At 32.1% G+C, this 26,652-nt stretch carries 19 protein-coding genes and 1 pseudogene; 15 read left to right on the forward strand and 5 right to left on the reverse strand.

Going from position 1 to position 26,652, the window contains the following annotated elements; translation table 11 throughout:
• Positions 1-2: 2 nt before the first annotated feature.
• The 14 genes from ACVCZW_RS11380 (at position 3) to ACVCZW_RS11445 (ending at position 21,939) form a co-directional block, all read left to right on the forward strand.
• On the forward strand, positions 3-1,769 hold the full coding sequence (locus tag ACVCZW_RS11380) for an OmpA family protein (RefSeq protein WP_452229825.1): 1,767 nt from the start codon (positions 3-5) through the stop codon (positions 1,767-1,769).
• Positions 1,770-1,845: 76 nt separating this feature from the next.
• Positions 1,846-2,721 carry a hypothetical protein gene (locus tag ACVCZW_RS11385; protein ID WP_452229826.1) on the forward strand — a complete coding sequence of 292 codons (876 nt, stop codon included), beginning with the start codon at positions 1,846-1,848 and terminating at the stop codon, positions 2,719-2,721.
• A 282-nt stretch (positions 2,722-3,003) separates the two neighbouring features.
• Positions 3,004-4,770, forward strand: a complete 1,767-nt coding sequence (locus ACVCZW_RS11390; RefSeq protein ID WP_452232466.1) for an OmpA family protein — start codon at positions 3,004-3,006, stop codon at positions 4,768-4,770.
• Positions 4,771-4,855: 85 nt separating this feature from the next.
• The gene (locus ACVCZW_RS11395) at positions 4,856-5,944 is read left to right on the forward strand and encodes an MSCRAMM family protein (RefSeq protein ID WP_452232467.1); all 1,089 of its coding nucleotides are present in this window, start codon (positions 4,856-4,858) and stop codon (positions 5,942-5,944) included.
• A 347-nt stretch (positions 5,945-6,291) separates the two neighbouring features.
• Positions 6,292-6,669, forward strand: a complete 378-nt coding sequence (locus ACVCZW_RS11400) for a Na(+)-translocating NADH-quinone reductase subunit F (RefSeq protein ID WP_452232468.1) — start codon at positions 6,292-6,294, stop codon at positions 6,667-6,669.
• A gap of 7 nt (positions 6,670-6,676) precedes the next feature.
• Positions 6,677-7,657, forward strand: coding sequence for an FAD:protein FMN transferase (locus ACVCZW_RS11405; protein WP_452232469.1), 981 nt, complete (start codon positions 6,677-6,679; stop codon positions 7,655-7,657).
• Positions 7,658-7,748: 91 nt separating this feature from the next.
• Positions 7,749-9,731, forward strand: a complete 1,983-nt coding sequence (locus ACVCZW_RS11410) for a tetratricopeptide repeat-containing sensor histidine kinase (RefSeq protein ID WP_452232470.1) — start codon at positions 7,749-7,751, stop codon at positions 9,729-9,731.
• Positions 9,732-9,818: 87 nt separating this feature from the next.
• Positions 9,819-10,571 (forward strand): LytR/AlgR family response regulator transcription factor, encoded by a 753-nt coding sequence (locus tag ACVCZW_RS11415; RefSeq protein ID WP_452232471.1) that lies wholly within the window; start codon positions 9,819-9,821, stop codon positions 10,569-10,571.
• 91 nt (positions 10,572-10,662) lie between these two features.
• On the forward strand, positions 10,663-13,587 hold the full coding sequence (locus ACVCZW_RS11420; RefSeq protein WP_452232472.1) for a histidine kinase: 2,925 nt from the start codon (positions 10,663-10,665) through the stop codon (positions 13,585-13,587).
• A 205-nt stretch (positions 13,588-13,792) separates the two neighbouring features.
• The gene (locus ACVCZW_RS11425) at positions 13,793-16,309 is read left to right on the forward strand and encodes a T9SS type A sorting domain-containing protein (protein ID WP_452232473.1); all 2,517 of its coding nucleotides are present in this window, start codon (positions 13,793-13,795) and stop codon (positions 16,307-16,309) included.
• 154 nt (positions 16,310-16,463) lie between these two features.
• A complete protein-coding gene (locus tag ACVCZW_RS11430) occupies positions 16,464-18,872 on the forward strand; it encodes a LamG-like jellyroll fold domain-containing protein (RefSeq protein WP_452229835.1) in 2,409 nt (802 codons plus the stop codon).
• A 141-nt stretch (positions 18,873-19,013) separates the two neighbouring features.
• Positions 19,014-20,516: a T9SS type A sorting domain-containing protein gene (locus ACVCZW_RS11435; RefSeq protein ID WP_452232474.1), complete on the forward strand. Its 1,503-nt coding sequence runs from the start codon at positions 19,014-19,016 to the stop codon at positions 20,514-20,516.
• Between the two features lie 152 nt (positions 20,517-20,668).
• Complete coding sequence (locus ACVCZW_RS11440; RefSeq protein WP_452232475.1) at positions 20,669-21,469, forward strand: T9SS type A sorting domain-containing protein; 801 nt, start codon at positions 20,669-20,671, stop codon at positions 21,467-21,469.
• Between the two features lie 152 nt (positions 21,470-21,621).
• Positions 21,622-21,939 (forward strand): hypothetical protein, encoded by a 318-nt coding sequence (locus ACVCZW_RS11445; RefSeq protein WP_452232476.1) that lies wholly within the window; start codon positions 21,622-21,624, stop codon positions 21,937-21,939.
• A gap of 400 nt (positions 21,940-22,339) precedes the next feature.
• On the opposite strand, the gene ACVCZW_RS11450 is transcribed toward ACVCZW_RS11445, so the two are convergent.
• From ACVCZW_RS11450 to map, 4 genes and pseudogenes are all read right to left on the reverse strand, one after another.
• Positions 22,340-22,708, reverse strand: a complete 369-nt coding sequence (locus tag ACVCZW_RS11450) for a DUF423 domain-containing protein (protein WP_452232477.1) — start codon at positions 22,706-22,708, stop codon at positions 22,340-22,342.
• 21 nt (positions 22,709-22,729) lie between these two features.
• Entirely contained in the window at positions 22,730-23,494 is a 765-nt protein-coding gene (locus ACVCZW_RS11455; RefSeq protein ID WP_452229840.1) for a class I SAM-dependent methyltransferase, read from the reverse strand.
• Between the two features lie 48 nt (positions 23,495-23,542).
• Positions 23,543-23,923, reverse strand: a pseudogene (locus tag ACVCZW_RS11460) (GxxExxY protein).
• Between the two features lie 68 nt (positions 23,924-23,991).
• Positions 23,992-24,810 (reverse strand): type I methionyl aminopeptidase, encoded by an 819-nt coding sequence (gene map / locus ACVCZW_RS11465; protein WP_452232478.1) that lies wholly within the window; start codon positions 24,808-24,810, stop codon positions 23,992-23,994.
• Positions 24,811-24,933: 123 nt separating this feature from the next.
• On the opposite strand from map, the gene ACVCZW_RS11470 reads away from it, so the two are divergent.
• Positions 24,934-26,205, forward strand: coding sequence for an acetyl-CoA hydrolase/transferase family protein (locus ACVCZW_RS11470; RefSeq protein ID WP_452229842.1), 1,272 nt, complete (start codon positions 24,934-24,936; stop codon positions 26,203-26,205).
• Here ACVCZW_RS11470 and ACVCZW_RS11475 read toward each other — a convergent pair.
• Positions 26,202-26,621 carry a BT0820 family HAD-type phosphatase gene (locus ACVCZW_RS11475; protein WP_452229843.1) on the reverse strand — a complete coding sequence of 140 codons (420 nt, stop codon included), beginning with the start codon at positions 26,619-26,621 and terminating at the stop codon, positions 26,202-26,204. The genes ACVCZW_RS11470 and ACVCZW_RS11475 overlap by 4 nt on opposite strands.
• Positions 26,622-26,652: the final 31 nt, after the last annotated feature.

The raw sequence follows: 26,652 nt of genomic DNA on the forward strand, positions 1-26,652 counted from the left end.
TTATGAAAAAGACTTTAAAATTATTGTTATTGCTATTCGTGTTTATAAATATATACACCGTTTTTGCGCAACAAGAAACATTAGATGAAAACTATTTTCAATTTAGTCCTAGAGTTGGTTATGACTTTCCTACCTATGACAATAATACGCCATATATGGATTATGAGGCAGGATTAAATGTAGGTGCATCTGTAGATTACTATTGGAACTGGTTTGGTCTAGGTTTTGATTTTGATTATATCAACAACACATCAAAAAACACGTATCCTACATCCGATTTGTATTTGTCAGACCGAGTGACTCCTATAAATTCTTTTAATCTTAGTGAAGATAAAATCACACGCATGTTTTATGGTATTGGTCCAAATGCGCAATACCGAACGAATTCAGGAAAGTTTAAAGTGGAAGCGAATACTCGTTTTGGTTTGGCTTCCATAAAAGGAGGTAGAACACTTCTAGAAGGAACTTCTACATCACCAAATGTACCACTAAATTTTCATGCTGGTTACAAAGATTCTGGTGTTTTTACCTTTAAGGGACAACTTCGTTTTACCTATTTTTTAACGGAAAAATTAGGTGTTCATCTTGGTGGATATTACATGAGACATTTTGGTATTGAAGAGTTAAACGAATCTGGAGTATCTGCTTTTTACGAGTCTTTTACTTCTAATACAGGAAGTACAGGAGAATCTATTTATACTCTTCAGGATGATCTAAAATCAAGAAATGAAGCTTGTGATTGTGATATTTCGTCTGTTGGTGTATTTGCAGGATTAACCTGGAAACTAAATAAAAAAGATAATATATGTCCGGTTTGTAAATTAGACCATTTTCCACATTGTTGTGCAGATTGCGGATGCGCTATTACTATAATAGCAAAAGATAAATTGACAGGAAGTATTTTACCTGATGTTGGTGTTGTTTTAAAAGATTTAGAAGGTACTATTGTGAAAAGTGGTACAACCGATGTTCTAGGAATGGTAGTTTTTGAAGATGTTGTAGAAGATGATTATATCATAGAATCCCAATTATATAATGTAAAATTATTAGGAAATAGTATTACAAAAGATGAATTTATAAAGTGTAAAAGAGAAAACACAGGAATTCAAAAAGAGATTTTATATACCGATGAAAATTTCATCCTAAAGGGAACTGTATTCGAATGTAATACGGAAGAAAAAATTCAAGGTGTAGATATTTTATTAAGAAATAAAATAAAAGCAGGAGAGAAGCATACTTTGTCTGATGATAAAGGAGATTTTATCTTACACATAATACAAGAATCTACCTATGCTATTAGTGGTAAAAAAGGTGGTTATTATTCTAATGAAATTGAAGTTTCAACAGGTTGGTATAATAGAAATACAACTCTTTTTATTGATTTAGAAATGTGTATGGATCCATGTGGTAAAGCTATCAATTTAGATAATATTAATTTTAATTTGAATAAATCTGAAATTTTACCAGCATCTATTCCAGATCTACTTCGTATTGTAAAACTAATGAATAACAATCCGAATATTTTAGTAGAAATGTCATCACATACAGATAGTCAAGGATCAGAAGAATACAACAAACAATTATCGCAAAGACGAGCAGATGCTACAGTAGAATATATAGTGAGTCAAGGTATTTCCAGTAGTAGGTTAATTGCCAGAGGAGCAGGTGAAAGCGAACTTAAAAATCTCAAATGCTCTAATAATGTACCATGTACAGATAGCGAACATCGTATTAACCGTAGAACGGAATTTAAAGTAGTCTGCTATTAATTTTTTATTGTGTCCATAACCCATTAACGAATCTAGATTTTTTATAAATCTGAATTTAAATTAAAATTTAAAAAAAATGAAATATTTAAATTATAAAAACCAAATAGATAGAAGTACGAGTAAAATTCTAATGCTTTTATGTGTATGCTTTCTATTGGTTAATCTTTCTTGTAGCGATGAAGACTGTGAATATACTAGTGAAGTTGTAGAGGTAGATACTTTTCCGTTTGCATGTAATGAAGGCATGGACGTTGCTTTTCTAGTAGATTATTCGCGATCTATGTCTTTTGTTGTAGAAAATATTCAAAATTCTTTGACTCCAATTACCGATGCTGTAATAGATCAGTCTGGCGGAGATTATAGGCTTTCGTTATCCTTTTATGATACCTATGATAGCCAATTTGAACCTACATATGCAAACCAAGCAGATTATACAAGTCTACCTGCAGACCAAAAAATTATGACAAGTACAAACCCGAGTAGTAATCATTACTTCACCATGATGGAAAAGTTTGCACCAAGCAATGCAGCCTCCTTTAGCACACAATTTAATAAGCTATTTGTAACTTTAGATTCGGGGTTTGGTAATTTTGCTACTAATATGGAACCAGGAGGTTTATTGTTAAATGAAATTTTGAATAATAATTTTGCAGGTAGTTATAGAACAGAGAATCTTACTAAACTTGCTATACTTATAACAGATTCTCAAGCGGGAGGAGAAGATGATATTTACGATGTTGCCGATGATGCGTACTTGGCAGATCTAGCTAATACTGCAAATAACTTAGGTGTTCAGTTGATTTTAGTTACCACTTTAGATGATTCCAATTTAGAGATTAGTTTGATAGATAACAATACAGGAGGATTAAAATCGATGAGTATTGCTCAAGACCTTTTCTCAGAAAACATTGTAAGACTTATAGAAAATGTGTGTGTGAATAATGAAGGATAATATATATTAAGTGTAATTAGTAACTTACAAATTACATAATTTTACTTTAAAAGACCTTTCCGTATTTAAACGGAAAGGTCTTTTTTTTACCCAACATATTCCTGTTGGGTTCTTGTGCTTATAGCTCCTTTTGTCATAGGTATAGCTAATAGAAACTTCTTTATGTATAGTGCGTTCTAAAATTATATTTATGCTGCTATTAATTATTTTATAAAAAAGAGGTAACAATTTTGCATCCTTCTTGATATAAGTATGAGTAACAAAAAACAAACGCTTTTTATCATGAAACATTTATTAAAAATAGTATTAATGTTCTTTGTATTTGCAAATACATGTAATGTAATGGCACAGCAAGAGCCATTAGATCAAAATTATTTTCAATTAAGCCCAAGAATTGGTTATGATTTTCCAACCTACAAAAACAATACACCTTATATCGATTATAAAGGAGGAATAGATTTAGGTCTTTCTTTAGATTATTACTGGAACTGGTTCGGACTAGGTTTCGATTTGGATTACATTAAGAACCAACCCGAAAGTACGTATCCAACTTCCGATCTTTTTGAAGCAGATGGAACAACAGCTATAAACTCTTTCCAATTAAGTGAAGATAACATTACTCGCGTATTCTATGGAATTGGTCCAAATGTGCAGTTTAGAAGTAAATCTGGTAGGTTTAAAACCGAACTTAATACACGTTTTGGTCTTGCTTCTATAAAAGGAGGAAGAACGTATTTAGAAGGTGCTTCTAGCTCTGGAACAACTCCTTTAAATTTTCACGCTGGTTATAAAGATTCGGGAGTATTTACTTTTAAAGGGCAATTACGTTTCACTTACTTTTTAAGCAGAAGTTTTGGGATTAATGTTGGAGGATATTACATGAAGCATTTTGGGGTACAAGAATTAAGTGAATCTGGAATTTCTGCAATGTATCATCCTTTTAGAGTTACGCCAAGTAGTGCAGGAACGCCAATAAATGGGTTAGAAGATAATGCAATGTTAAGAGAAGAACCATGTGATTGTGATATTTCTTCTGTTGGTTTATTTGCAGGAGTAACGTTTAAATTCAATAAAAAAGAGAATGTTTGTCCGGTATGTAAAGAAGATCATATGCCACATTGTTGTGCAACTTGTGGATGTGGGGTTACAGTAACTGCTAAAGATAAATTTTCGGGAATAGTATTGCCAAATACAGATGTAGTTTTAACAGATTTAGATGGAAACATTGTACAATCAGGCATAACAAATGCGTACGGAGTTGTTGTTTTTAATGATGTAGTAGAAGATAATTATATCATTAAAGGAAAACTATATACTATAGATTTAGTCGAAGGAAGCATTGCAAAGAGTGATTTTGAAAATTGCCAAAAAGAAAGTGCAGGAATTCAAAAAACTATTTTATATACCAATGAACAATTCATACTAAAAGGAAATGTTCTAGAGTGTAATACGGACCAAGGAATTCAAGGTGTATCTATTATTTTAAAAGATACAATAAAAGCAGCACAGAAAAATACTTTATCAGATGAAGAAGGTGATTTTATTTTCCACCTAACGCAAGAATCCACTTTTGTTTTAAATGGAAGAAAAGACGGTTATTATTCTAATGAAGTAGAAGTTTCAACAGGCTGGTATAATAGAGATACTACCTTATTTCTAGACTTAGAAATGTGTGTAGATCCTTGTGGTAAGGTAATTAAACTAGACAATATTAATTTCGATTTAGACAAAGCAGAGATATTGCCAGTATCTATCCCAGATTTGCAACGTGTAGTAAAACTAATGCGTGATAATCCAAACATTCAAGTAGAAATGGCATCGCATACAGATAGTCAAGGATCTGATGCTTATAACAAACAACTATCCCAACGTCGTGCAGATGCGACAGTAAATTATATCGCTAGCCAAGGAATATCTAAAGATCGCTTAATAGCTCGAGGAGCAGGAGAGACCGAATTGAAAAACACCAAATGTGCTAATAATATACCATGTACAGATGATGAGCATCGTATAAATCGTAGAACAGAATTTAAAGTAATATGCTTTTAATAATATGATTAGTCTGCTATTAATCAATAACCAAATCCAAGCAGTTGTTAATTGCTGCTTGGATTTAAATTAAAACTTAGAAAATATGAAAACAAGATATAAAATATACAGAACCCAAATAAATACGATTTCCGATAAATTTTTAAAACTGTTATTTTTAAGTTTTATATGTATGCAATTTTCTTGCAGTAAGGATGAATCTTGCGAATACATAGAAAGTGTGCCAGTAATATCTGCTAGTTGTAATTTACAATCGGAACTAAATTTATCTACAGGAATAGATACTAATGGGAATGTAATTGCTCCTGGAAAAGGAATTGTAGATCCATTTTGGAGAGTAATTAATAATCCTCCTTTATTATCTTGTTCAGACCCTTTAGTCTCTACCATTAATGGAGATGCTTATGTAATTAACTTTGCTAGTTTTGGTCCAGATGGTTGGGTTAACCAAACAGGATCTACCACTTTAGCTCCTATGGATTTAGGAACTACAGATACTTTTGGTTGTAATAACGCAAGTAACAATAATGGAGACAAAGTGCCTTATGTTTTTGAAAGACCTTTTTGTGTATTAGAAGATACTTGTATTGATTTTAGCTTTACTTTAAAAGGAGATGATCAAGTATATTTAGAGTTAATAGATAATTCGAATAACTTTCCTATAGATATAAGTCCAACATATATTTGGTCTAGTACTACGGTACAAACATGGAGTGCTTCCAATTTATGTTTATCGTCTGGGAGTTATAGTTTAAGAGCGTATTTAGTTAATACTAACGCCACGGTATTAGGTTTCTCTCTTGTTGGAAATTTGGTGACTACTAATGGAGATGCATCTATTTCTAATAACGTGGAAGGTTGTTGTCAAAACAATGTAATAAGTGTTTTAAATATTTTAGAAGAAAATTGTGATGCTGTTTTTGATAATGGACTAGATCAATTAGGAGATGGTTGGACATTCCAATTAAAAGATGCTACTAACACAGTTATACGAACAGAAATAACAGATGCCAACGGAAACGTTTTCTTTTCCGGATTAGAAGACGGAACGTACACCATAGAAATTGTAAATCAAGCAGGTTGGGTACAATCTAATCCAAGTGCAGGCTCAATTACAGTAACGGTTGCAAATAATGAAGCTACTATATTAGAGTTCTTCAGTTGTATTAATTAAGACTACTATAGAAGTTAAAAGGAATAAACGAATACGGTATCTATTTATATTGTAAACAATAGATATACCTTAAATATTTGAAGAAGCTATTAATTAGTTTGAGGGAGAAAAGGCAATGGAGATAACATCAAAGTTGCCTTTTTATTTAAAAAATCTTTTTAATACAGACTCCATACGAAAGTGTTGGGTTTTTGCGTTAAAATAAGATGAAGAGATTTCTCCTATTTATTGCATTGCTGCTTGCTATTGTGTTTTTTGAGAAATAACGCTACAATTCCTGTGTCAAACTATACTTTTCAAAGTTCAAAATTTGTTCGTTTTAAATAGCAAGTTTGTATCTTTGTATTATGAGTAAAGAACTAACAAAACAAGAACTACACAACCTTGCCATGAATCATGTTGGTAAAGATTTAGAAAAACGCGGATTTGAATTTGTAGCCATAAATAGTAAGCTAACAAAACATCCGCAATTTGTTTGTATAGATAAAAGTAGCCAATACTTTTTTGTGATTGTTCGCGCAGTATTACTTCCAGCGAATCCCAATAATTATGATGTAATTTGGATGGAATCCTTTAAAAAGCACGCTACCGAAAAAGATGCCAAAGTATTGTATGCAGGCGTTGGACTAGGAAACCCAAACGGTGAAGATTTGCCAGTGTATTTAAATGAAGAGTATCTCATTGAATATAATGGTATTCAGGTTATGGAAACAAATTTAAATTGATTTTAAGATGAAGAAATCTGCATTCCTATTATTACTTATAGTACTCTTTTTATCCTGTAAACAAGAATCCAAAAATATAAAGCTTTCGGGTGCTGTTTTCGGAACCAGTTATTCCATAATATATGATGCGTCAAGCAATTACCAAAAGCAAATAGATAGTTTGTATTATGTGATTAATAAATCGATGTCTACCTATCAAACCAATTCTGATATTTCTAAACTGAATAGAAACGAAAGCAATTCCGTAGATACACATTTTGAAAAAGTATTAGCAACTTCCAAGCAAATTAATAAGGAAACCGAAGGTGTTTTTGATCCTACTATTGGGACTATTGTAAATGCTTTAGGCTTTGGTCCAGAAAAGAGAATCGAACGTTTAGATAGTCTTAAAATAGATAGCTTAATGCAGTTTGTAGGATTAGATAATGTACGTATTGCAGATCAAACAGTCATTAAAAAACACAAAAATACGTTTATCGATTTTAATGCGATAGCAAAAGGATATGGCGTAGATGTAATTGCTGATTTTTTAGAAAGTAAAAAGGTGACCAATTATTTAGTCGAAATTGGCGGAGAAATTCGTGCTAAAGGAATGAATATAGAAAGAAATTCGGCATGGACCGTTGGTATAGATAAACCTAATTTTGAAGGGGAACAATCCGTTCTAGAAGCTATTACATTACATCAAGAAGCGATGGCAACTTCAGGAACGTATAGAAAATTTAAAATAGATGAAAACGGAAATCGCTACGCACATATTTTAGATGCTAAAACAGGATATCCAAGTAAATCAAACATCTTAAGTGTTTCTGTAATTACATCCAATTGTATGACAGCTGATGCCTATGCAACTGCATTTCAAGCGATGGGAATTGAAAAAACCAAAGCCTTCTTAAAAAAGCATCCAGAATTAAAAGCCTTTATTGTTTTTGAAAATAATAAGCAAGAGCTAGAAACCTTAAACCTCAACGGATTTCCAGAAGCATAATTTGTCTGTTAAAAGCTCAAAACCGCATTTCAGCAAATGAAAAGGTGGTTATTATAATATTTTTTTCATTTTTACAATATATACCTCATAAATGAAAAGAATATTTCCCTTATTTATTATCCTATTTGTTTTTCAATATAGTTTTTCGCAACAAAAAGTTATGGACAGCTTAGAGCAAGTTTTGTCTAAAATGGAAGGAGATAGTTTAAAATATCAAGAATCCGTTAAACTTGTGAATTTTTATAGTGGAAGAGATTCTGATGTTCACTTAAATCTTTTAAGGAAGTTTTATAATCAAAGTCTTGAAGATAAGGACGAGATTCGTCAAGGTAAATGGATTAATGAAAAAGTATTGTACTACATCGTACAAGGTAATTTAGATTCTGCAATGGTGCTCAGTGAAAGAGCACTTAAAATGGGTAAAAGATTAGAAAATCAGGAACTTATAAGAAGTTCGAAATCCTCTCTTGGTGCTGTTTATCGAACTATGGGGGAATCTTTGAAAGCTATAGAACTGTATAATCAAATGCTTAAGGATGATGAAGTACGTGGTAAAGAAGAAGAGAAAGAGCATCTAACTACAATATATAGGCTTTCTGGGGCGTACTATAATATAGCAGAATATAATAAATCTTTTGACTTGGTAGCGTCGTTATACAATAAGCCAAAGGTCAAAAAAGACCCTGAGTTTTTGTCTAAAGTATATTTACAAATGGCCATGAATAAATATCAATTAGATGAAAATAATGCTGCATTGCAATATGCCAAAGAAGCAGAGTCTATAGCAGAGAAGACTTCTCTGAAATCTAACATTTATAATGTTTTTAGCGCGCTTTACACGGATGCTGAAGATTATAAAAAAGCGAATGAGTACCAACTAAAGGCACTAGCAATTTCTGAAGAACTAGGAGATCAAGTTAGAATTATTATTAACAAACAAAACATTGCGAATAATTCCGTTTTTATTGAAGATTACGATTTGGGGGAACAACAATTAAAAGAGGTAGAAACCATTTTATCTACTATGAAATATCCAAACTGGCATAATATAGCAGTTAATTATGAAATGTTATCCTACCTATACGAGAAAAAAACAGACTATAAGAAAGCCTTAGTTTATGCAAAGAAGAGAGCAGATGTACACGATAGTGTTTTAGGTATAGAAAAGAAAAAAGCAATTTCAGAGATAGAAATAAAATACGATACAGAAAAAGTTAAAAGGGAAAAGGAAGTTGCAGAAAAGCAAGTAGTAATCACCAAACTAGAAAGTCAGAGAAATAGAAACTTATTTATAGGTGCATTAGCTGTTGCGGGATTATTATTGCTAGCATCGGTATTTTATTTTAGTCGATTGAAAGCAAAAAAGAAAGCCGAATTAGTAACCATAGAACTTAAGGAAACACAGAAACGTTTAGCCATTGAAAAGCAATATAGAGATTCCGAATTAAAAGCATTGAAAGCACAAATGAATCCGCATTTTATATTTAATGCTTTAAATTCTATTCAGGATTATATTGTTTTAAATAAGAAAAATCTAGCCAGTGATTACTTGGGGAAGTTTGCAGATTTAATTCGTAATTACCTTCATTTTAGCGATACCGGTTTTATCTCTATTCTGGATGAAGTTCATAATTTAAACCTCTATTTAGAACTAGAAAAATTACGTTTCGAAGAAAAATTGGAATATACCTTTCAAGTAGACGAAGCTGCAAATTCAGAAGATATACATATTCCAACCATGCTAATTCAACCGTATGTAGAAAATGCTTTAAAACATGGTTTATTGCATAAAAAAGATAATAGAAAACTGAAAATTTCCATAGGTAAACCTTCCGATAAAACTATAGAATGTAGTATTGAAGATAATGGAATAGGAAGAGAAAAGTCTAAAGAAATTACTAGTAAAAGAGAATCACATCACAAATCTTTTGCCTTAAAAGCAACCACAGAACGGTTAGATTTATTAAATTATGGTCGTGAGAAAAAAATAGGTGTAGCTATTATAGACTTGCACGAAAATAATTGTGCAACAGGAACAAAAGTGATTTTAAGAATTCCAATTCTAAAACAATAGTTTGGAACACGTTAGAGTAAATTTTGAATTAAAACTAGAGCGTTCCTAACTATTACATTTTACTTATTAAAACAATAAAGATACCCAATGAAGGCACTTATAATTGATGACGAAAAAAAAGCAAGGCAAGTTCTACGTATTTTAGTAGAAGAAAATTGTCCAAAAATTACAGAAATTTTTGAAGCAGAAGATTTGCTTTCTGGAGTAGCACTTATAAAAAAAGAACAACCAAGTATTGTTTTTTTAGATATAGAAATGCCTGAACATTCTGGTTTAGAGATTTTAAATTTCATTGAAAAAGAAGTGCATAATTTCGAAATTATTTTCACAACAGCATATAGTGAATATGCCATACAAGCCTTTCAGCTTTCTGCAATAGATTACTTGTTAAAACCCGTAAGACCAAGTCAGGTAAAAGCGGCAGTTGATAAAGCGGTTGCCTTTTTGGGGAATACGCAAATCAATAAACGGCTAACAGAATTGAAAGCAAGTCTGGAGGATTCGAACTTTAAAAAAATAGGATTGCCAAATGCCGATGGGATTAAGTTTGTTAATTTTACCGATATTATTATGCTGGAAGCTGATGGTATGTACACCAACGTTTCCACCGTTACACATGGTAGTATTTTGGTGAGTAAACCATTAAAATTCTTTGTAGATATCCTTCAGGAACTAAAGACATTCTATCGTCCACACCGTTCCCATCTTATAAATCTTTCTTATATTAAAGAATACATTAAAAAAGATGGAGGATATATTGTCATGGAAAATGATAAAACCGTATCTATTTCTAATGATAAAAAAGAGGAATTCTTGACCATTGTTCAAAGTATTGGATAGAAATAATTTTTTACAGCTTGTTGTGTATTTTTAAAATGGAATGCCATTTAAGTCTGTATTTTATTGTAGTTTTAAATGCAATTCCTAGATCTTGAATAAAAACCTACTTTTTATATTCTTTCTGTTATTTTTCCGCATAACCTATGCGCAAGAACCTGTATCTATACATATTACTGAAAAAGATGGATTGCCCGATATTGAATTCTACGGTGTTTTAGAAGATCCTAAAGGTTTTATTTGGCTTGCTTCCGATAGTGGTTTGTATCGATATGATGGTAAAACCTATACACAATATACCAATGCAGAAAAACGAGGCTTGTCGGTTTTTGGACTTTTTGAAGATGCGCAAGGACGCGTTTGGTGTACCAATATTTCAGGACAATTCTTTTATGTTGAAAATAATCAACTAGTTACTTTTATAGATTTAAAAGAAGAATTAAAAGGGCAGCTTGCAAATTTTGAAGTGAATAATAATAAGGTTTTAATCACTACTAGTAGGGCTTTTTATGTTGTTGATTTATTGTCCAAGAAGATTCTTTTAAAACAGATAATTGACGAAGGAGGAAATCAATTGTTATCCATAGAAGATGCATATTTAATTATGAGCTTTCAGTCCATTAAAATCTTAGATAAAGACCTAAAAGAGACGCGTAATTTTTTGTTTAATGTTAATTATAGAGATGCTAAAGGGCTAGCTACAGCACAAGGACAAACGTATGTATTTGAATTAAACGGGACTTTATTTTTTTCACAACAGTTTCATTTTAAAAATACATTTAGAAGTATAAACCTAAATGCAGGCAATACTACCTTAATTAAAGGACTAGACGTTTTAACAGATTTAAGAATTATTTCAATAAAAGTAATTCATAATGATTTATGGGTTTTGACGAATAATGGAATTTTTATTTATGAAAATGATAAAGAAGAATTTCACCTAAAAAGACAAATTTTAAAAGAGGAAATAGTTACGGATGTTATTATTGATAAAGATTATAATTATTGGGTAACCACACTTACCAATGGTATTTATTTAATACCTAATATCGAAGTGGTAAAGCACATGTTGCCTGAAAAAAGCAACGATATCATGGCTATTAATAAAGTGAATGATTCTGTTGTCTTCTTTGGTTCTAAAGTGGGGCAAGTTGGTTTCCTTAATGTAAATACTTCTGCGTATAAAACATCTCCTTTTTTAAATAATAAAGTCTCTGCTATTCAATATAACCCAAAGCAAACACATAGTTATGTTAGTACAGATGATGGCTCTTATTTTGTAAATAACAACTCCTTATTGGCAACAACAAAAGGAGAATTTAAAGGGGTGAAAAGTTTTTCTCGTCTAAGCGCAAACACGACATTGTTTGGAACGTACATTAGATTGTGTTTTTTTAATGAAGATTCTGAAAAAGTAAAAATATATTCAAAAAATAAACGGGTATATACTACGCACTATAGTTCTAGAGATAATACTGTTTTTGTTGGTTTTGTAGATAATTTATTAGTGTTAGATGATGCTTTAAAAGCGACAACCATACAATATGAAGGTAAAGAAATTTCGGCTATCTCTATTACAGAAACTGCAGACGGCATCGTTTGGGTTGGTACCTTTAAAAATGGAATATTAGCGATACGAGATAATCAAGTTATTGCACGCTATTCTACAGAAAACGGGTTGCTTTCTAATCAAATTACATACTTAAAGGGAAATCAAAATTCTGTTTGGATAGCAACTCCAAATGGGCTGCAATTGTTTAATGCCGATTTGAAGACGTTTAAGAATTTAACAGAAACAGACGGTATATTGTCTTATAAAATATCTGGTATTGAAATTTTAAAGAATCAAGTGGTCTTGTCTTCAAATAAAGGTGTTTTTTCTTTTGATAAGGATAAAGTATTTAAAACCATTTCATTCCCAGAAATTTATTTTACCGACATAAAAATCAATGAAAAATCAGTAGAGCTAACAACCGATTATGATTTAGATTATAATCAGAATGCGATACAATTTGGTTTTAATGTGAATGGTATTCTTTATAATAAAAATAAAACCTATCAATACCGTTTGTTAGGATATAATGAAAATTGGATTACTACAGATTTAGACATAAATAGCATAAAATATAGTAGTTTGCCTGCAGGTAAATATACGTTTCAAGTACGTCCTACAAATGATAAAGAGGTTAGTGATAATGGAATTAAAAGTATTAAACTACATATAAAATTACCCTTTTGGAAAAAATGGTGGTTTATTTTGTTCTATAGTTTATCCATAATAAGTCTTATTGTTTTTTACTATAAAAGGAAGTTGAAAAACAAAGAAAAGGCAAAACAATTAGAGATAAAACAACTCTCTTTAGATAACGAATTAATCGCTTTGAAATTAGAGAATTTGCGGTCACAAATGAATCCGCATTTTATCTTCAATGCACTTAACTCTATTCAAGATTATATTGTTTTAAATAAAAGTAAACTAGCAAGTGAGTATTTAGGGAAGTTTGCCGATTTAATTCGAACCTATTTAAGCCATAGTACAAGAGGAAAGATCACATTACAAGAAGAAATTAATTGCTTAGAAATGTATTTAGAATTAGAGAAACTACGTTTTGAAGATAAGCTAAACTATGCTATTCTCTCTACTGGAGATTTAAAACCAGATCAAGTATATATTCCCACAATGCTAATTCAACCCTATGTAGAAAATGCATTAAAACATGGATTGTTGCATCGTAAATCAGGTCGTAATCTAGAGATTAATTTCCATATTAATGTAGATAATTATACAATAAAGAGTGTTATTATAGATAACGGTGTAGGACGTGAGCAAGCCGATATAATTAAAGCAAGAAGCCTTAAAAAACATGAACCTTTCGCTACCAAAGCAACACAAGATCGTTTAGCATTATTGAATTACGGAAAAGAAAAACAAGTAGGTGTAACTATTATTGATTTGCTGGATGGTGAAAAACCAGTGGGTACGCAGGTAACTGTTATCATTCCATTTACAATAGATTAAATAAGGAATGGAAAGCAAGAACATTTCTTTCGTTTTACGATACTAAATCTAACCTAAGGCCTGTAATTTATATAGGAAAATGTATTAATTGGTATAGAAATGATTTTTTGTTTAGAAGTTGAAAGTTACATTTCAGAAGTTCACTTCATTTTTAGATAGCCTTGACTAGTAATTTTGTTTTCATAAAACTATAAACTTATTTATTATGAAAACACGCTTACTTTTATTATTTGTCCTTTTTAATGGACTATTATATGCACAATACCCAATAACAAATTTAATAGGTGCTTATGATTTTAATGGCGATTTAACAGACCAAGCAAATGGTGTAAATATGACCGCTAATGGCTTGATATTATATCCGCCAGATAGATTTGGTACTCCAACTTCGTCTGCACGCTTAATATTTGGGGATGCTAGTAGAATTAATGTGGATTTCCCTAATAACAACAATATACAATATAATTTTTGGATAAAAACAACTATAGATGATGCTAATAGAAGAACTATTATAGAAGATTCAGATAGAACAGATGATACAGATTCAGATTATGATGGGTATTTTGTATATCTAGAAAATGGAGCTATAGGAGTGCGAGCTACTTTAAGATTTGGTACTACTCTTATACCCTTTGCTAATATTCATCCTACAGCAATATCAGATGGAGAATGGCATAATATAAATGTACATATAGATTATTATTATGATTTTACATATAATGATACTTATGGGGTTATAAGTATTAAAGTTGATGGTGTTGAAGATGTTGTAAATCCAAGAGTAAACAATAACTCAACAAGTGTAACAACATCGTATAATAGTATTGATGGAAATGTTGCACTAGGAAATAATAGAGCAGGAGATATGCCAGTAGCTAATAAATATGTAGGTGAAATTGATAACTTATTGATTTATTCTCTAGCTTTATCGCAAGCACAAGTAGAAAGTATTATAGATTACGGTAATTATTGTCAAAAACCAGATGCTTCACTAGTTTCTATAACATCCATAACAAACGATGGTGGTACAGTAAATATAAACGATTCTGGAACTTACGATATAGCTTACCATGTTCAAGGCGAACCTTTTTCTAGCGCAACAATAGTAAATAATGTTACAATCAGCCATGTAATAACTGGTTTAGAAGCTAATTTGGATTACGATGTTTACATAAGAGAAATCTGTGCAGTAACAACATCTTGGTCTGAGGTTGTTAGTTTTAAAACAGATAGACCAACAGGAACGGTTTATGTAAACCCAGCAGCTACAGGTTTAAATACGGGAACAAGTTGGGCAAATGCTTATACAGATTTACAAAGTGCTTTAGACAATTCTAGAATAAACGAATCGGTTTGGTTAGTAGGTGGTACGTATAAGCCAACAGTAGCTAATGGCGATAGAACTATTGCCTTTACAATAAATTCGAGAATTAATGTACTTGGTGGCTTTGCAGGAACTGAAGCTGCAGCAACCGAAAGAGTTTACGGCGCAAACCAAACCATTTTATCCGGTGATTTAAATGAAGATGATGATGCCAACATAGATCCTTTAAATGCGTTAAGAGCAGAAAACAGTTACCGTGTGCTTGTTACCAACTCAATTGTTAACAGTGTTAATGTTGGTATTATACTAGATAGACTTACCATTACTGGAGGAAATGCAAACGGAACTGGAGTTTATAATCGTGGTGGAGCAATTACAAAAGGAGCTATAACAAGAGCGATTACTATTAAAGATTGTAACATAGAAAACAATAGTGGTTTAAATAGAGTTGTAGATATGAGAGTAGGAGGAGGTCAAGCAGGTAATATAACTATAACTCGTTCTAAGTTTAGAAATAATTATAGTCGTGGAGGCGCTTTGTATTGCTTCTCTCAAGCTACAACAACTGTAAATGTTTTAAACTCTTTGTTCGAAAACAATATCGCTGCAGATATTTCAGGAGCTGGACAAGCAGGAAGTAGTATTTGGTTGAAATCTGATGTTAGTAGAAGTGTTAAATTAGATGTCCGTAATTCTACATTTGTAGATAATCAAGATTTAGGTACAGATACTGGATATAATAATTTCAATAGAGCAACAATTGTTTTAGAAAGAAGTATAAGCGCTGGAGGTACTCCATCTACAACGGATGCAGATGTTTATAATTCTATATTTTATAATAATACTACAATAGGAGGAAACACAGCAAAGCTTATTTCTGGTGGAATTACAACCATTCCAGGAACAGATGTTTTTAATTCTATAGATGAAAATGGATTTTCACAATTAGATCCAGCAAGAGTAATAAATAGTACAAATTCTAATCCAATGTTTAATAATGCATCTATGGGAGATTATACCTTAACTTCTAGCTCACCAGCCGTAGATTCTGGAGACAACACTTATGTAACTGGAACAGAAGATTTAGATGGGAATATAAGAATTTTTAACGCTGCTGTAGATATGGGAGCTTATGAGTATGGTTCTACACTAGGAGTTAGTGCATTTCTGTTAAGTAAAAACCAAATCCAACTGTATCCAAATCCAACATCTTCTGTTTTAAATATTAAAATGAAGAATAACCTAAAACTAGCAACAGTGTATTCTGTTTTAGGAGCTACAGTTTTGGTGACAACATCAAAAACCCTAAATACCACTAATTTAAAAAGCGGACTCTATTTAATCACTATAGAAGATGAAGCAGGAAATGTTTGTACCAAGCGTTTTATCAAGCAATAGATTGTAGTTTTAATTATTGTTATAAATCTCGTAAGTGTTATGCTTACGAGATTTTTTGTTTTAGAAGTTGAAAATTAGGTTTCAGAAATTGAGACACCTTTTTAGAAGGTCTATAATAGATATTTGTTTTAAGGATTCTAAAATTTAACCTATTATGAAAACAAAATTATTTTTAATGCTACTTTTTATAAGTAGTATAGCTCTTGCACAAACACCTATTGATGAAGTTTTACATTACTCTTTTACAGGAGGAAATTTAGTGAATGAGGCAAACCCAGGAACAGGAGATTTAACGCAAACAGGGAATGCGGCTACTTTTGTAGCAGATCATTATGGAACATCTGGTAATGCTATAGAATTAAATGGAGATCAATTTACAGGAGGAAACGTAACCTCTACGCATTTAAGTTTAAGTTTTTGGATAAAACCTAATTCCGTAACGAGTACAGAACGTATTATACAAATGTATAATGGGCCTAATGGTTTAAGGTTAGAACTTGCGGCAGGAAACAGACTCGGTTGGGTAGGAAGTTTATACAACTCTAGTGGCGCGCAATCCAATGATTCAAGAAGTACTGTTGTAAATAATCTATATGATGGAGATTGGCATCATATTGTTTTGAGGGGTACTAGGCATTCTGTTCAAGATTGGAGAAGCATTCATGTGTATATTGATGGGGTTTTAAATAATGATCTAACAGGTGATATTGTTTTAGATAGTAATATTACTAGTTTTTTAGGAAATGGGCAATTGGCTATTTCACCTTCATCTGTAACTAATTATAACAAATCTATAGATGATATTAAGGTTTTTAATAGAGCACTAAATGGCACTGAAATTATAGCATTATATAATTTGTGTGAAAATTGTTATGCATTAGATACCAGTATTGTAGGAGATGGAACAATAACAACAAGTCCCGCTGCATCTTCCCCATATGGTACATATGCTTCTGGTACAACAGTAACTTTAGCAGCAACTGCAAATACAGGTTCCGTTTTTTATCAATGGACGGGAGATGCTTCTGGAAATACAAGTACAACAACCGTTGTTATGAATGATGATAAAGATGTTACTGCTAATTTTGTAATACCTTCATTATCCCATGTATATGTAGATAAAAATGCAAGTGGTAATAATGATGGTGCCACTTGGACAAATGCATTTGTTAATTTACATGATGCGCTTGTCTCTGGAGCAACCACTATTTGGGTAGCAAAAGGAATGTATAAACCAGATGTTTCCGATAGAAATGTTAGCTTTAATATAGTAACAAATATCTATGGTGGTTTTGCAGGTACAGAAGTTAATCTGGCAGATAGAGATCTAAGCCTAATACATACTACTAATGAAACAATATTAAGTGGTGATTTAAATGGTGATGATGCTGCTACGGTTGCTTTTGGTGATACTACAAGAGATGATAATAGTTATCATGTGGTAGAAGTTACGCAAGAAGATTTGGTTATAGATGGTTTAACTATACAAGATGGTTATGCCAATGCTACAACTGGCGATGACCGTTTTGGAGCAGGTATTTTTAAAACTGCAAGCATCGCAAATTTTACTTTAAAAAATAGTATTATAAAAAACAATGTAGCGTATACAGGAGCAGGTTTGTCCATGACAACTACAGCGGCGCTATCTACTATAAGTATAGATGCTTGTATCATTGAAAATAATTTAGCAAATGCTGGAGCAGGTGGTGACTTTCATCATGGTTCAGGTAATGGAGCCGTTATGAATGTTAAGATAACAAATACCTTATTTAAAGCTAATAAAACCGCTGATGATGTTGCGAATAATAGAGACGGAGTTGGAGCACCAGCAGTAAGAATAAGAGCTTATTGGTCCATGCAACTTTATGCGGACTTAATAAATAACACATTTGTAAACAATAGTAGTTTAGGTAGTGAATGGAGTTCCGATTATTCTGTGGTAGGAATTTCGCGGAGAACTGGAATATTTCAAAGTTTTGCTATAGCAAATAATATTTTCTGGGGCAACACAGCAAATGGTGGAGTAATAAGTCCTGCAATAGGTAGAACCAGTTCTACGTATACAAGATTAACAGTAAGTAGTAATAGAGTAGTAACAAATAATACAGATGAAAATAATTTTTTACTTATCTCAGGAACTACTAATACAAACGTTGTTAATCCAAATTTAGATGCTAATTTTCAATTAACATCTACTTCGCCAGCATTAGATATAGGAGATAATAGTTATGTAACTACAGCTTCCGATGTGTTAGGTAACCAACGTATTTTTAATACCACAGTAGATTTGGGAGCTCATGAATACAACTCTACGCTAGGAGTTAATGATTTTCAGTTCGCTAAAAACGAAATTAAACTCTACCCAAATCCAACAACATCTGTATTAAATATAAAAATGAAAGCCAATTTAAAACAAGCAACAGTGTATTCTGTTTTAGGAGCTAAAGTTTTAAATACCACATCAAAATCCCTAAATACGGCTAATTTAAAAAGCGGACTCTATTTAATCACTATAGAAGATGAAGCAGGAAATGTTTCTACCAAGCGTTTTATTAAGCAGTAGTTTGTAGTTTTAATTATTGTTATAAATCTCGTAAGTGTTATGCTTACGAGATTTTTTGTTTTAGAAGATGAAAACTACATTTCAGAAAACAAGAATTTTTTCAAGGGTTTTTAGGAGTAAATTAGATGCAAAAAAAATATTATGAGAACAAAATTACTTTGTATATTATTATTATTATTAACTGCGTTAAAATTAAATGCGCAAACTCAAATTGGACAAGATATAAATGGAGAGGCTACTTCTAATGGATTCGGACTTTCAGTAAGTATTAATGATTCAGGAAATAGAATTGCGGCTGGAACTCCTTTCAATAGCGGAAATGGAAATTCGGCAGGACATATAAGAATGTATCAATTAAATGCTAGCAATCAATGGCTTCAAATGGGGCAAGATATAGATGGGGCATCAGCTAATGATCAAATGGGGAGATCGGTAAGTTTAAATGGAGTGGGTAATAGGGTTGCAACAGGATCTCAATATAATGATACCAACGGAAATAATTCTGGAAATACGCAAGTGTTTGAATTTAATACGAGTAACCAATGGGTGCAAATAGGACAAGATATTAATGGAGAGGCGGCTGGAGATTTTTCAGGTTTATCTGTACGGTTAAATAGTGTTGGAGATCGTGTTATTATTGGTGCATACGGTAATGATGAAAATGGCCCTTCCTCAGGACATGCTCGGGTCTATCAATTATATAACAATAACCAATGGTTAAAAATAGGACAAGATTTAGATGGAGATGCAGCATACGATAACTTTGGAGGAGAAGTAGATATAAATGGATTGGGTGATAGAATAATAATAGCTTCTTGGCAAAACGATACTAATGGAAACAATGCAGGACTTGTTCGCGTATACCAGTTAAACAGTAGTAATCAATGGAGCCAGTTAGGGCAGGATCTTTTTGGCACAAATGCAGAAGATAATTTTGGTCGTTCTGTTTGTATGAATTCCGCAGGGAACAGAATAATTGTAGGAGCTATTGGTAGTGATAACGGAGGGACTAACAGTGGGCAAAGTTATGTTTATGAGTTAAATGTTAATAGCCAATGGATACAAATTGGGCAAGGTATAAATGGAGAAGCTAGTGGAGATAAATCTGGTTTTTCTACAAGTATAAATGCCTTGGGTGATATAATATCTATTGGTTCTTTTTATAACAGCGGAAGCGCTTTTCAAGCTGGACATGTAAGAACTTATAAGTTAAATACGAATAGTAATTGGGTTCAATTAGGAGACGATATAGATGGTGAGGCAGCTGACGATCAGTCCAGTTTTTCAATTTGTTTAAATGCAAATGGACAAAATATAATTACTGGAGCAATGGGAAATGATGGTAACGGTAATAGTTCTGGACATGTTAGAGTGTTTGATGTAAACCCGTCGACATTAAGTCTAATTCAAAAGCTAGGAAATCTAAACAACATAAAAATGCACCCAAACCCAACAACATCTGTTTTACATATTAAGATGAAGCATAACTTGAAAAAAGCAACTGTTTATTCTCTTTTAGGTGCAAAAGTTTTGGAAACAAAATCGACTATAATAAACACAGCGAATCTAAACACCGGATTGTATTTAATTACCATTGAAGACGAAAACGGAAGCGTTGCTACCAAACGTTTTATCAAGCAGTAGTTAATAGTTTTAATTATTTTTATAAATCTCGTAAACGCTGTGTTTATGAGATTTTTTGGTTTAGAAGTTGAAAATAAGGTTTCAGAAATTGATGTAGTTTTTAAATACGTTTACCAAGTAGTTTTGTCGCATAATCAATAAAAAAAAGAATTATGAAGAGAAAATTACTTTCCATTTGTGCCTTTATTTCAATATTTACGGCAACAAATGCACAAAATGTATCCATTCCAGATACAAACTTTAAAACCATATTAGTAGCAAATACGAATATTAATACAAATAACGATGCTGAAATACAAGATACCGAGGCCGTTGCATATACAGGAACTATTAATGTTTCCGGTTCAAGTATTCAAGACTTAACAGGGCTTGAAGCGTTTACCGAAATTGTAGGTTTACAGGCTTTTGGAAATCCTTCGCTTACCAGTATTGATGTTTCTCAAAACACAAAACTGACACAGTTATTAGTAGAGCAGACTGGTATTTCTGGTATTTTAGATTTAAGTATGCTTACCCATTTAGTCGATTTTAAAGGGCATACAACATCCATAACAGCTATTAATATGGCAAATGGGAATAATAGTAATGTAACCCGTTTTAATGTTGTAAGTAGTACTGTAGATTGCGTGCAAATTGATGCCGGGTTTACACCTAATTCTAATTGGAATGCACCACCTAATGCTAGTTTTTTGGAAGATTGTCCTACTATTCTAAGTGTGGATGAGTTTCAGGTAAAGAAAGTGTCTTTATACCCAAACCCAACAACTTCGGTTCTAAATATTGAAATGAATAGTAATATAAAAAGCGCAGCAATCTATTCTGTTTTAGGAGTAAAAGTTTTAGAAACAACATCCAAAAAAATAGTGACTTCAGGATTAAGAAATGGTGTGTATCTTATTATAATTAAAGATGAAGATGGAAGCGTAGCAACCAAACGATTCATCAAACAGTAGTATATCGTTAAGTTTTATTTAGAAATCCCGTAAGTGCGAGGCTTATGGGTTTTTTCTAGTTTAGAAGTTGAAAGCTAGATTTCAGAAAGTAGAAGCATTACTTAATCGTTTTTAATAACATATTTGCAGCAGTAAATTTAAAACAATTCAACATGAAAACAATAATTATCGCATTAAGTGCATTCGTATTACTTTCTTTTTCAGAAGAAAAACAAATTGTAAAAGCATCCCAAAATATGGAGATTTCTATTGCAAGTAGTTTCTCATTAGTTAATGATACTAAAGAAAAAGTGAGCATTTATACAGGAACAGGTTTTGTTTCTTTAAACAAAGGCTCTAAAACTAGTATTACTTGTAATATAGGGAAAGAAGTACGTTGGGCAAATAAAGGGAGAAAAGGAGACGTTATTTTTAAAATTACAAGTGATATGTGTGGGAAAACGATTAAGCTTTCCAAAGTCATGGACTAAGTAACGATCCATAAAAATATTGAAAAATTAAAGACGCTATTAATTCGTTCTTAAAAGTTGAGTTACTTCTGTAGTTCAGCTTTTTTTATTATAAAACATATATGAAAAAATATAAACTAGAACTCTGTATTGCGCTATTATATATAGCCATAGGTGCTGTTTTAATCCAGTTGTTTTGAAATCAAACAATTTTTTTAACGGTTAAAGGACGTTGAAAAAGATATGGCATGCATTCCACTAACTAATGAAGGCTTTTCATTAAAAAGCGATATATTTCTTTTCTTTTAAATTGTAGTTTTAGGAGATGCAGTCTTTTTAATTACGAAATATTTAAAACAAAAAAGCTTAGAACTGTACTTTACACGGCAAGTACAATGGTGCTATTTGTACTCTGGTTTTTTTATAGGGAATTAACCAATAACAGTAACCAGCCTGCTACTAAAAGTAAACCACCTATTGGAGTAATAGGCCCTAAAAAACGAAGCTTCTTTCCTTTGGCATCCGATAAAACTAATCCGTAAATACTAAAAGAAAATAAAATAATTCCTATAGTAAAACACCAGTAAACAGCTGCCGTTGTAAAATTAGATTGTAACCCTAAAGCCAATAAAACAATAGCGTGATACATTTGGTACTTTACACCAACTTCAAAACTTTGTAGTTGGTCTGTAGATAAAATTTTCTTTAAAGCATGGGCTCCAAAAGCGCCAAAAATTACAGAGAGCATTCCAAAAATAGCAGCGGTAACAAGTATAATTTGTTGTGTCATTAAATATGTTTAAAAGTTGTTTTATTTATAAACCACAGGAATAATTTCACCTTTGGCTAAGCAATATCTTTTAATATTTTCTTCGGAAAGCCTTGCGGTATAATCCTCTTCATTGACCATAAAACCAATTTCACGTAGTTTGTTAAAATAATCGTAACCATACACACGAACGTGATCGTATTGCCCAAATATTTTTGCGCGTTCTTTTTTATCTGTAATCGAATTATCTTCAAAAGTAGTTTGTCTAGTTAGGTCTTGCGGAATTTGAAAAATCCCATAACCACCAGGTTTTAAAACTCGAAATAATTCTTGCATTGCTTTCGTATCGTCAGGAATATGTTCTAACACATGATTACATAAAATAACATCATAACTATTATCTTCAAACGGAAGGTTGCAAATGTCTGCCTTTACATCAGCAATTGGCGAAAGTAAATCTGTAGTGGTGTACTTCAGATTTTTTAGCGCTCTAAAACGATCTAAAAAACATTGCTCTGGAGCAAAATGAAGTACACTTTTTTCCGCAGTAAAGAAATCGGTTTCATTTTTTAAATACAACCATAACAATCTATGACGCTCTAAGCTTAAAGTAGAAGGCGATAATACATTCTCGCGTTGTGTTTCATAGCCATAAGATAAAAAGCTTTTAAAACTTTTACCGTCAATAGGGTCTGTAAATGTATTTCCTTTTAAAAAGAAAGCTAAAATAGGGCGTGCTACATAACTTAACCTAATTAATAAAGGTCTCGGAATACTATTTAAAATTATTTTGAAGAGTTTTTTCATTCGTTTTTACACTGAGATTCAAAGAGACACACAGAGATTCACAGAGTTTTACTCGTTTGTGTTTATGAATCTTTTTATTCCGTATTTTAAAAGTTTGGTTTTAAAATTTAATAATAACCCAATTGGGTAATCGCTTAATTTCATATAGGTTAAAATTTAAGCAGCATGTACTTCCGTAAATTTATCAACGGTTTTCAATTCAATTACTATTTTATTTTCAACTAATAAATCTATTCTATAACCATGATCTAAGGTTATATCTTTATAAATAATAGGTTGTGTAATCTCTTTTTGAACAGAATAGCCCATAGCTTTAAGTTCATACAATAAACATTCTTGATAAGCAGATTCCAGTAAGCCTGGTCCAAGCGCTCTATGAACTTGTATAGCGCAGCCAATTATATTCTCAGTAATCTTATCGTAACTCATTATTAAATATTGAATCTAAAAACGCTCTGTGAATCTCTGCGGAACTCTTTGAATCTCCGTGTAATAGTCTATAACACTAAAGCCTTCTGTCTAAACGCATCTTCTTCATCACTAACAATTCCTAAAGCTTCATAAATATAAGCAAAGGTAGAAAGTAGTTCTGGCTTGCCATCTAGAATTGCAACGTCATGTTCAAAATGTGCAGATGGCTTATTATCCAGTGTTGTGATTGTCCAACCATCTCTATGTTGTTTGATGTTTTTTGTACCAAGGTTAATCATAGGCTCTATAGCTACAACCATACCTTCAATAAACTTTTTACCACGACCACGTTTTCCGTAGTTTGGCATTTCTGGATCTTCGTGCATTTTTGTTCCTAAACCATGACCAACAAGTTCTCGAACAACACCATAACCATGATCTTCACAGTACTTTTGAATGGCATAACCAACATCACCAACACGATTGCCTACTTTAAGTTCTTTTATTCCAACATAAAGAGATTCTTTAGTGACTTGTAAAAGTTTTTCGGTTTCCGGATCAATTTCACCAACAGCAAAAGTGTAGGCATGATCGCCATAATAACCGTTTTTGATAGAACCACAATCGATGGAAATAATATCGCCTTCTTCTAAAGGTGTGCTGTTCGGAATTCCGTGAACTACTTGTGCGTTGGGACTCATACAAAGTGTGTTCGGAAAATCATATAAACCTAAAAACCCAGGAATTGCACCTTGGTCTCTAATACATGCTTCTGCAATTTTATCTAAGTCTAAAGTGGTTACTCCAGGTTTCACTGCTTTAGCTACTTCCCCTAAAGTTTTAGATACTACTAATGCGGCTTCACGCATTAATTCTATTTCTTCTCTTGTTTTTACTATAATCATAGGACATAAAAATATGGTGCAAAGATACTAAAAATAACAAAGTATACTTTTTTATTGAAACATGATATTTGACAGTTTTTAAACTTTATTTATTCTATAGTTTTGTGGCACAAATAAAACCATATGTATAGATCCGTTAGTGCTGAAGAAGCAGTAAAAGTAATTAAATCTAATAGTAGAGTTTATATTCAAGCGGCAGCGGCTGCACCTCAAACTTTAATAAAAGCAATGACTGCTCGTCATGAAGAATTAAAAAATGTTGAGGTATGCCATTTGCATACGGAAGGCCCAGCTCCTTATGCAGATCCAGCGTTAAAGGATAGTTTTCATGTGAATTCTTTTTTTATCGGAAAAAATGTAAGACATACTTTAAAAGCGGGAAACGGTTCATACACTCCAGTTTTTTTAAGTGAATTACCATTGCTTTTTAAACGGAATATTATTGATTTAGATGTGGCACTAATTCATGTGTCTGTTCCCGATAAACATGGGTATTGTTCGTTGGGAGTTTCTGTGGAAGCTACTTTAGCGGCAATTGATAATGCGAAACATGTAATTGCACAAGTAAATAGAAATATGCCAAGAACGCATGGTGCAGGAATTATTCATGTTTCAGAAATTGATTTATTTGTAGAGTCTAACGAGGATTTACCAACTCATGATATTGTTACACCTACAGCTATTGAAAGTAAAATTGGGGATTATGTTGCTGGTTTAATTGAAGATCGAAGTACCCTGCAAATGGGAATTGGTAGTATACCAAATGCTGTTTTAACTCGATTAACAAACCATAAAGATTTAGGGTTGCATACCGAAATGTTTTCCGATGGTGTAATCGATTTAATCTTAAATAATGTTATTAACGGAAACTATAAAGGTGTAAATCGAGGCCGTGCATTGTCTACTTTTTTAATAGGATCAAAACGTTTGTACGATTATGTAGACGATAATCCTTTTGTAGAAATGCGTGCATCTAATTATACCAATGATGTTTCTATTATCAAACAAAACCCTAAAATGGTAGCTATTAATTCGGCAATTGAAGTAGATGTTACTGGGCAAGTCTGTGCAGATTCTATTGGAGCACATATGTATTCTGGAGTTGGCGGACAAGTAGACTTTATAAGAGGTGCTTCCTTAAGTGAAGGCGGAAAAGCTATTATTGCATTACCAGCGACTACTAAATCTGGTTTAAGTAAGATTGTTCCTTCTTTAAAACCAGGAGCCGGAGTTATCACGACTAGATCGCATGTGCATTATGTAGTAACAGAATACGGAATTGCAAATCTATATGGAAAAACAATTAAAGAGCGTGTAAAAGCATTAGTAAATATCGCGCATCCAGACCATAGAGAATCTATTGATAAACAGTATTTTGATTTGATAAACAGCTAGTGGTTTTTTCTTAAAAAAGAAAAGAATCCTTTCTTTTTTTGTGGTGTTTTTTGGTTGTATTTTGGATTTGAAAGATATTGATATACTTCTCCCCAGCCTAAAAATCCACCAATATTTCTATCGTCTATAAATAAATCTGCGTGAATTTTTCTGCTTTTGGATGTATCTAATTGTTCTTCCGGAAAACTTTTATTTATCGCATAGAATTCAATGCCTTTACTTTTACAAAAAGCAACAGCTTCTTCTAAAGGTACACCACATCTGTAGGTCCATAGAATTAAACGGTGCCCATCTGCTTGTAGTTTTTTAAGGGTTTCGATTGCAAAAAGTTTTGGTTTCCCAACTTTTGGATATGCATCATCTACAATAGTTCCATCAAAATCAATGGCAAGAATAAGTTTATCGTTTAAATTCATAGAAATTCATTAGCTGCAAATATATAAATTA

The organism is Lacinutrix sp. MEBiC02595, from assembly GCF_053601555.1.

Coding starts and splice junctions, on each gene's coding strand:
- ACVCZW_RS11395 (WP_452232467.1), top strand. CDS start 4,856: ATGAAAACAAGATATAAAATATACAGAACCCAAATAAATACGATTTCC.
- ACVCZW_RS11400 (WP_452232468.1), top strand. CDS start 6,292: ATGAGTAAAGAACTAACAAAACAAGAACTACACAACCTTGCCATGAAT.
- ACVCZW_RS11470 (WP_452229842.1), top strand. CDS start 24,934: ATGTATAGATCCGTTAGTGCTGAAGAAGCAGTAAAAGTAATTAAATCT.
- ACVCZW_RS11415 (WP_452232471.1), top strand. CDS start 9,819: ATGAAGGCACTTATAATTGATGACGAAAAAAAAGCAAGGCAAGTTCTA.
- ACVCZW_RS11435 (WP_452232474.1), top strand. CDS start 19,014: ATGAGAACAAAATTACTTTGTATATTATTATTATTATTAACTGCGTTA.
- ACVCZW_RS11380 (WP_452229825.1), top strand. CDS start 3: ATGAAAAAGACTTTAAAATTATTGTTATTGCTATTCGTGTTTATAAAT.
- ACVCZW_RS11450 (WP_452232477.1), bottom strand. CDS start 22,708: ATGACACAACAAATTATACTTGTTACCGCTGCTATTTTTGGAATGCTC.
- ACVCZW_RS11385 (WP_452229826.1), top strand. CDS start 1,846: ATGAAATATTTAAATTATAAAAACCAAATAGATAGAAGTACGAGTAAA.
- ACVCZW_RS11445 (WP_452232476.1), top strand. CDS start 21,622: ATGAAAACAATAATTATCGCATTAAGTGCATTCGTATTACTTTCTTTT.
- ACVCZW_RS11390 (WP_452232466.1), top strand. CDS start 3,004: ATGAAACATTTATTAAAAATAGTATTAATGTTCTTTGTATTTGCAAAT.
- ACVCZW_RS11425 (WP_452232473.1), top strand. CDS start 13,793: ATGAAAACACGCTTACTTTTATTATTTGTCCTTTTTAATGGACTATTA.
- ACVCZW_RS11475 (WP_452229843.1), bottom strand. CDS start 26,621: ATGAATTTAAACGATAAACTTATTCTTGCCATTGATTTTGATGGAACT.
- ACVCZW_RS11405 (WP_452232469.1), top strand. CDS start 6,677: ATGAAGAAATCTGCATTCCTATTATTACTTATAGTACTCTTTTTATCC.
- ACVCZW_RS11430 (WP_452229835.1), top strand. CDS start 16,464: ATGAAAACAAAATTATTTTTAATGCTACTTTTTATAAGTAGTATAGCT.
- ACVCZW_RS11410 (WP_452232470.1), top strand. CDS start 7,749: ATGAAAAGAATATTTCCCTTATTTATTATCCTATTTGTTTTTCAATAT.
- ACVCZW_RS11440 (WP_452232475.1), top strand. CDS start 20,669: ATGAAGAGAAAATTACTTTCCATTTGTGCCTTTATTTCAATATTTACG.
- ACVCZW_RS11455 (WP_452229840.1), bottom strand. CDS start 23,494: ATGAAAAAACTCTTCAAAATAATTTTAAATAGTATTCCGAGACCTTTA.
- map (WP_452232478.1), bottom strand. CDS start 24,810: ATGATTATAGTAAAAACAAGAGAAGAAATAGAATTAATGCGTGAAGCC.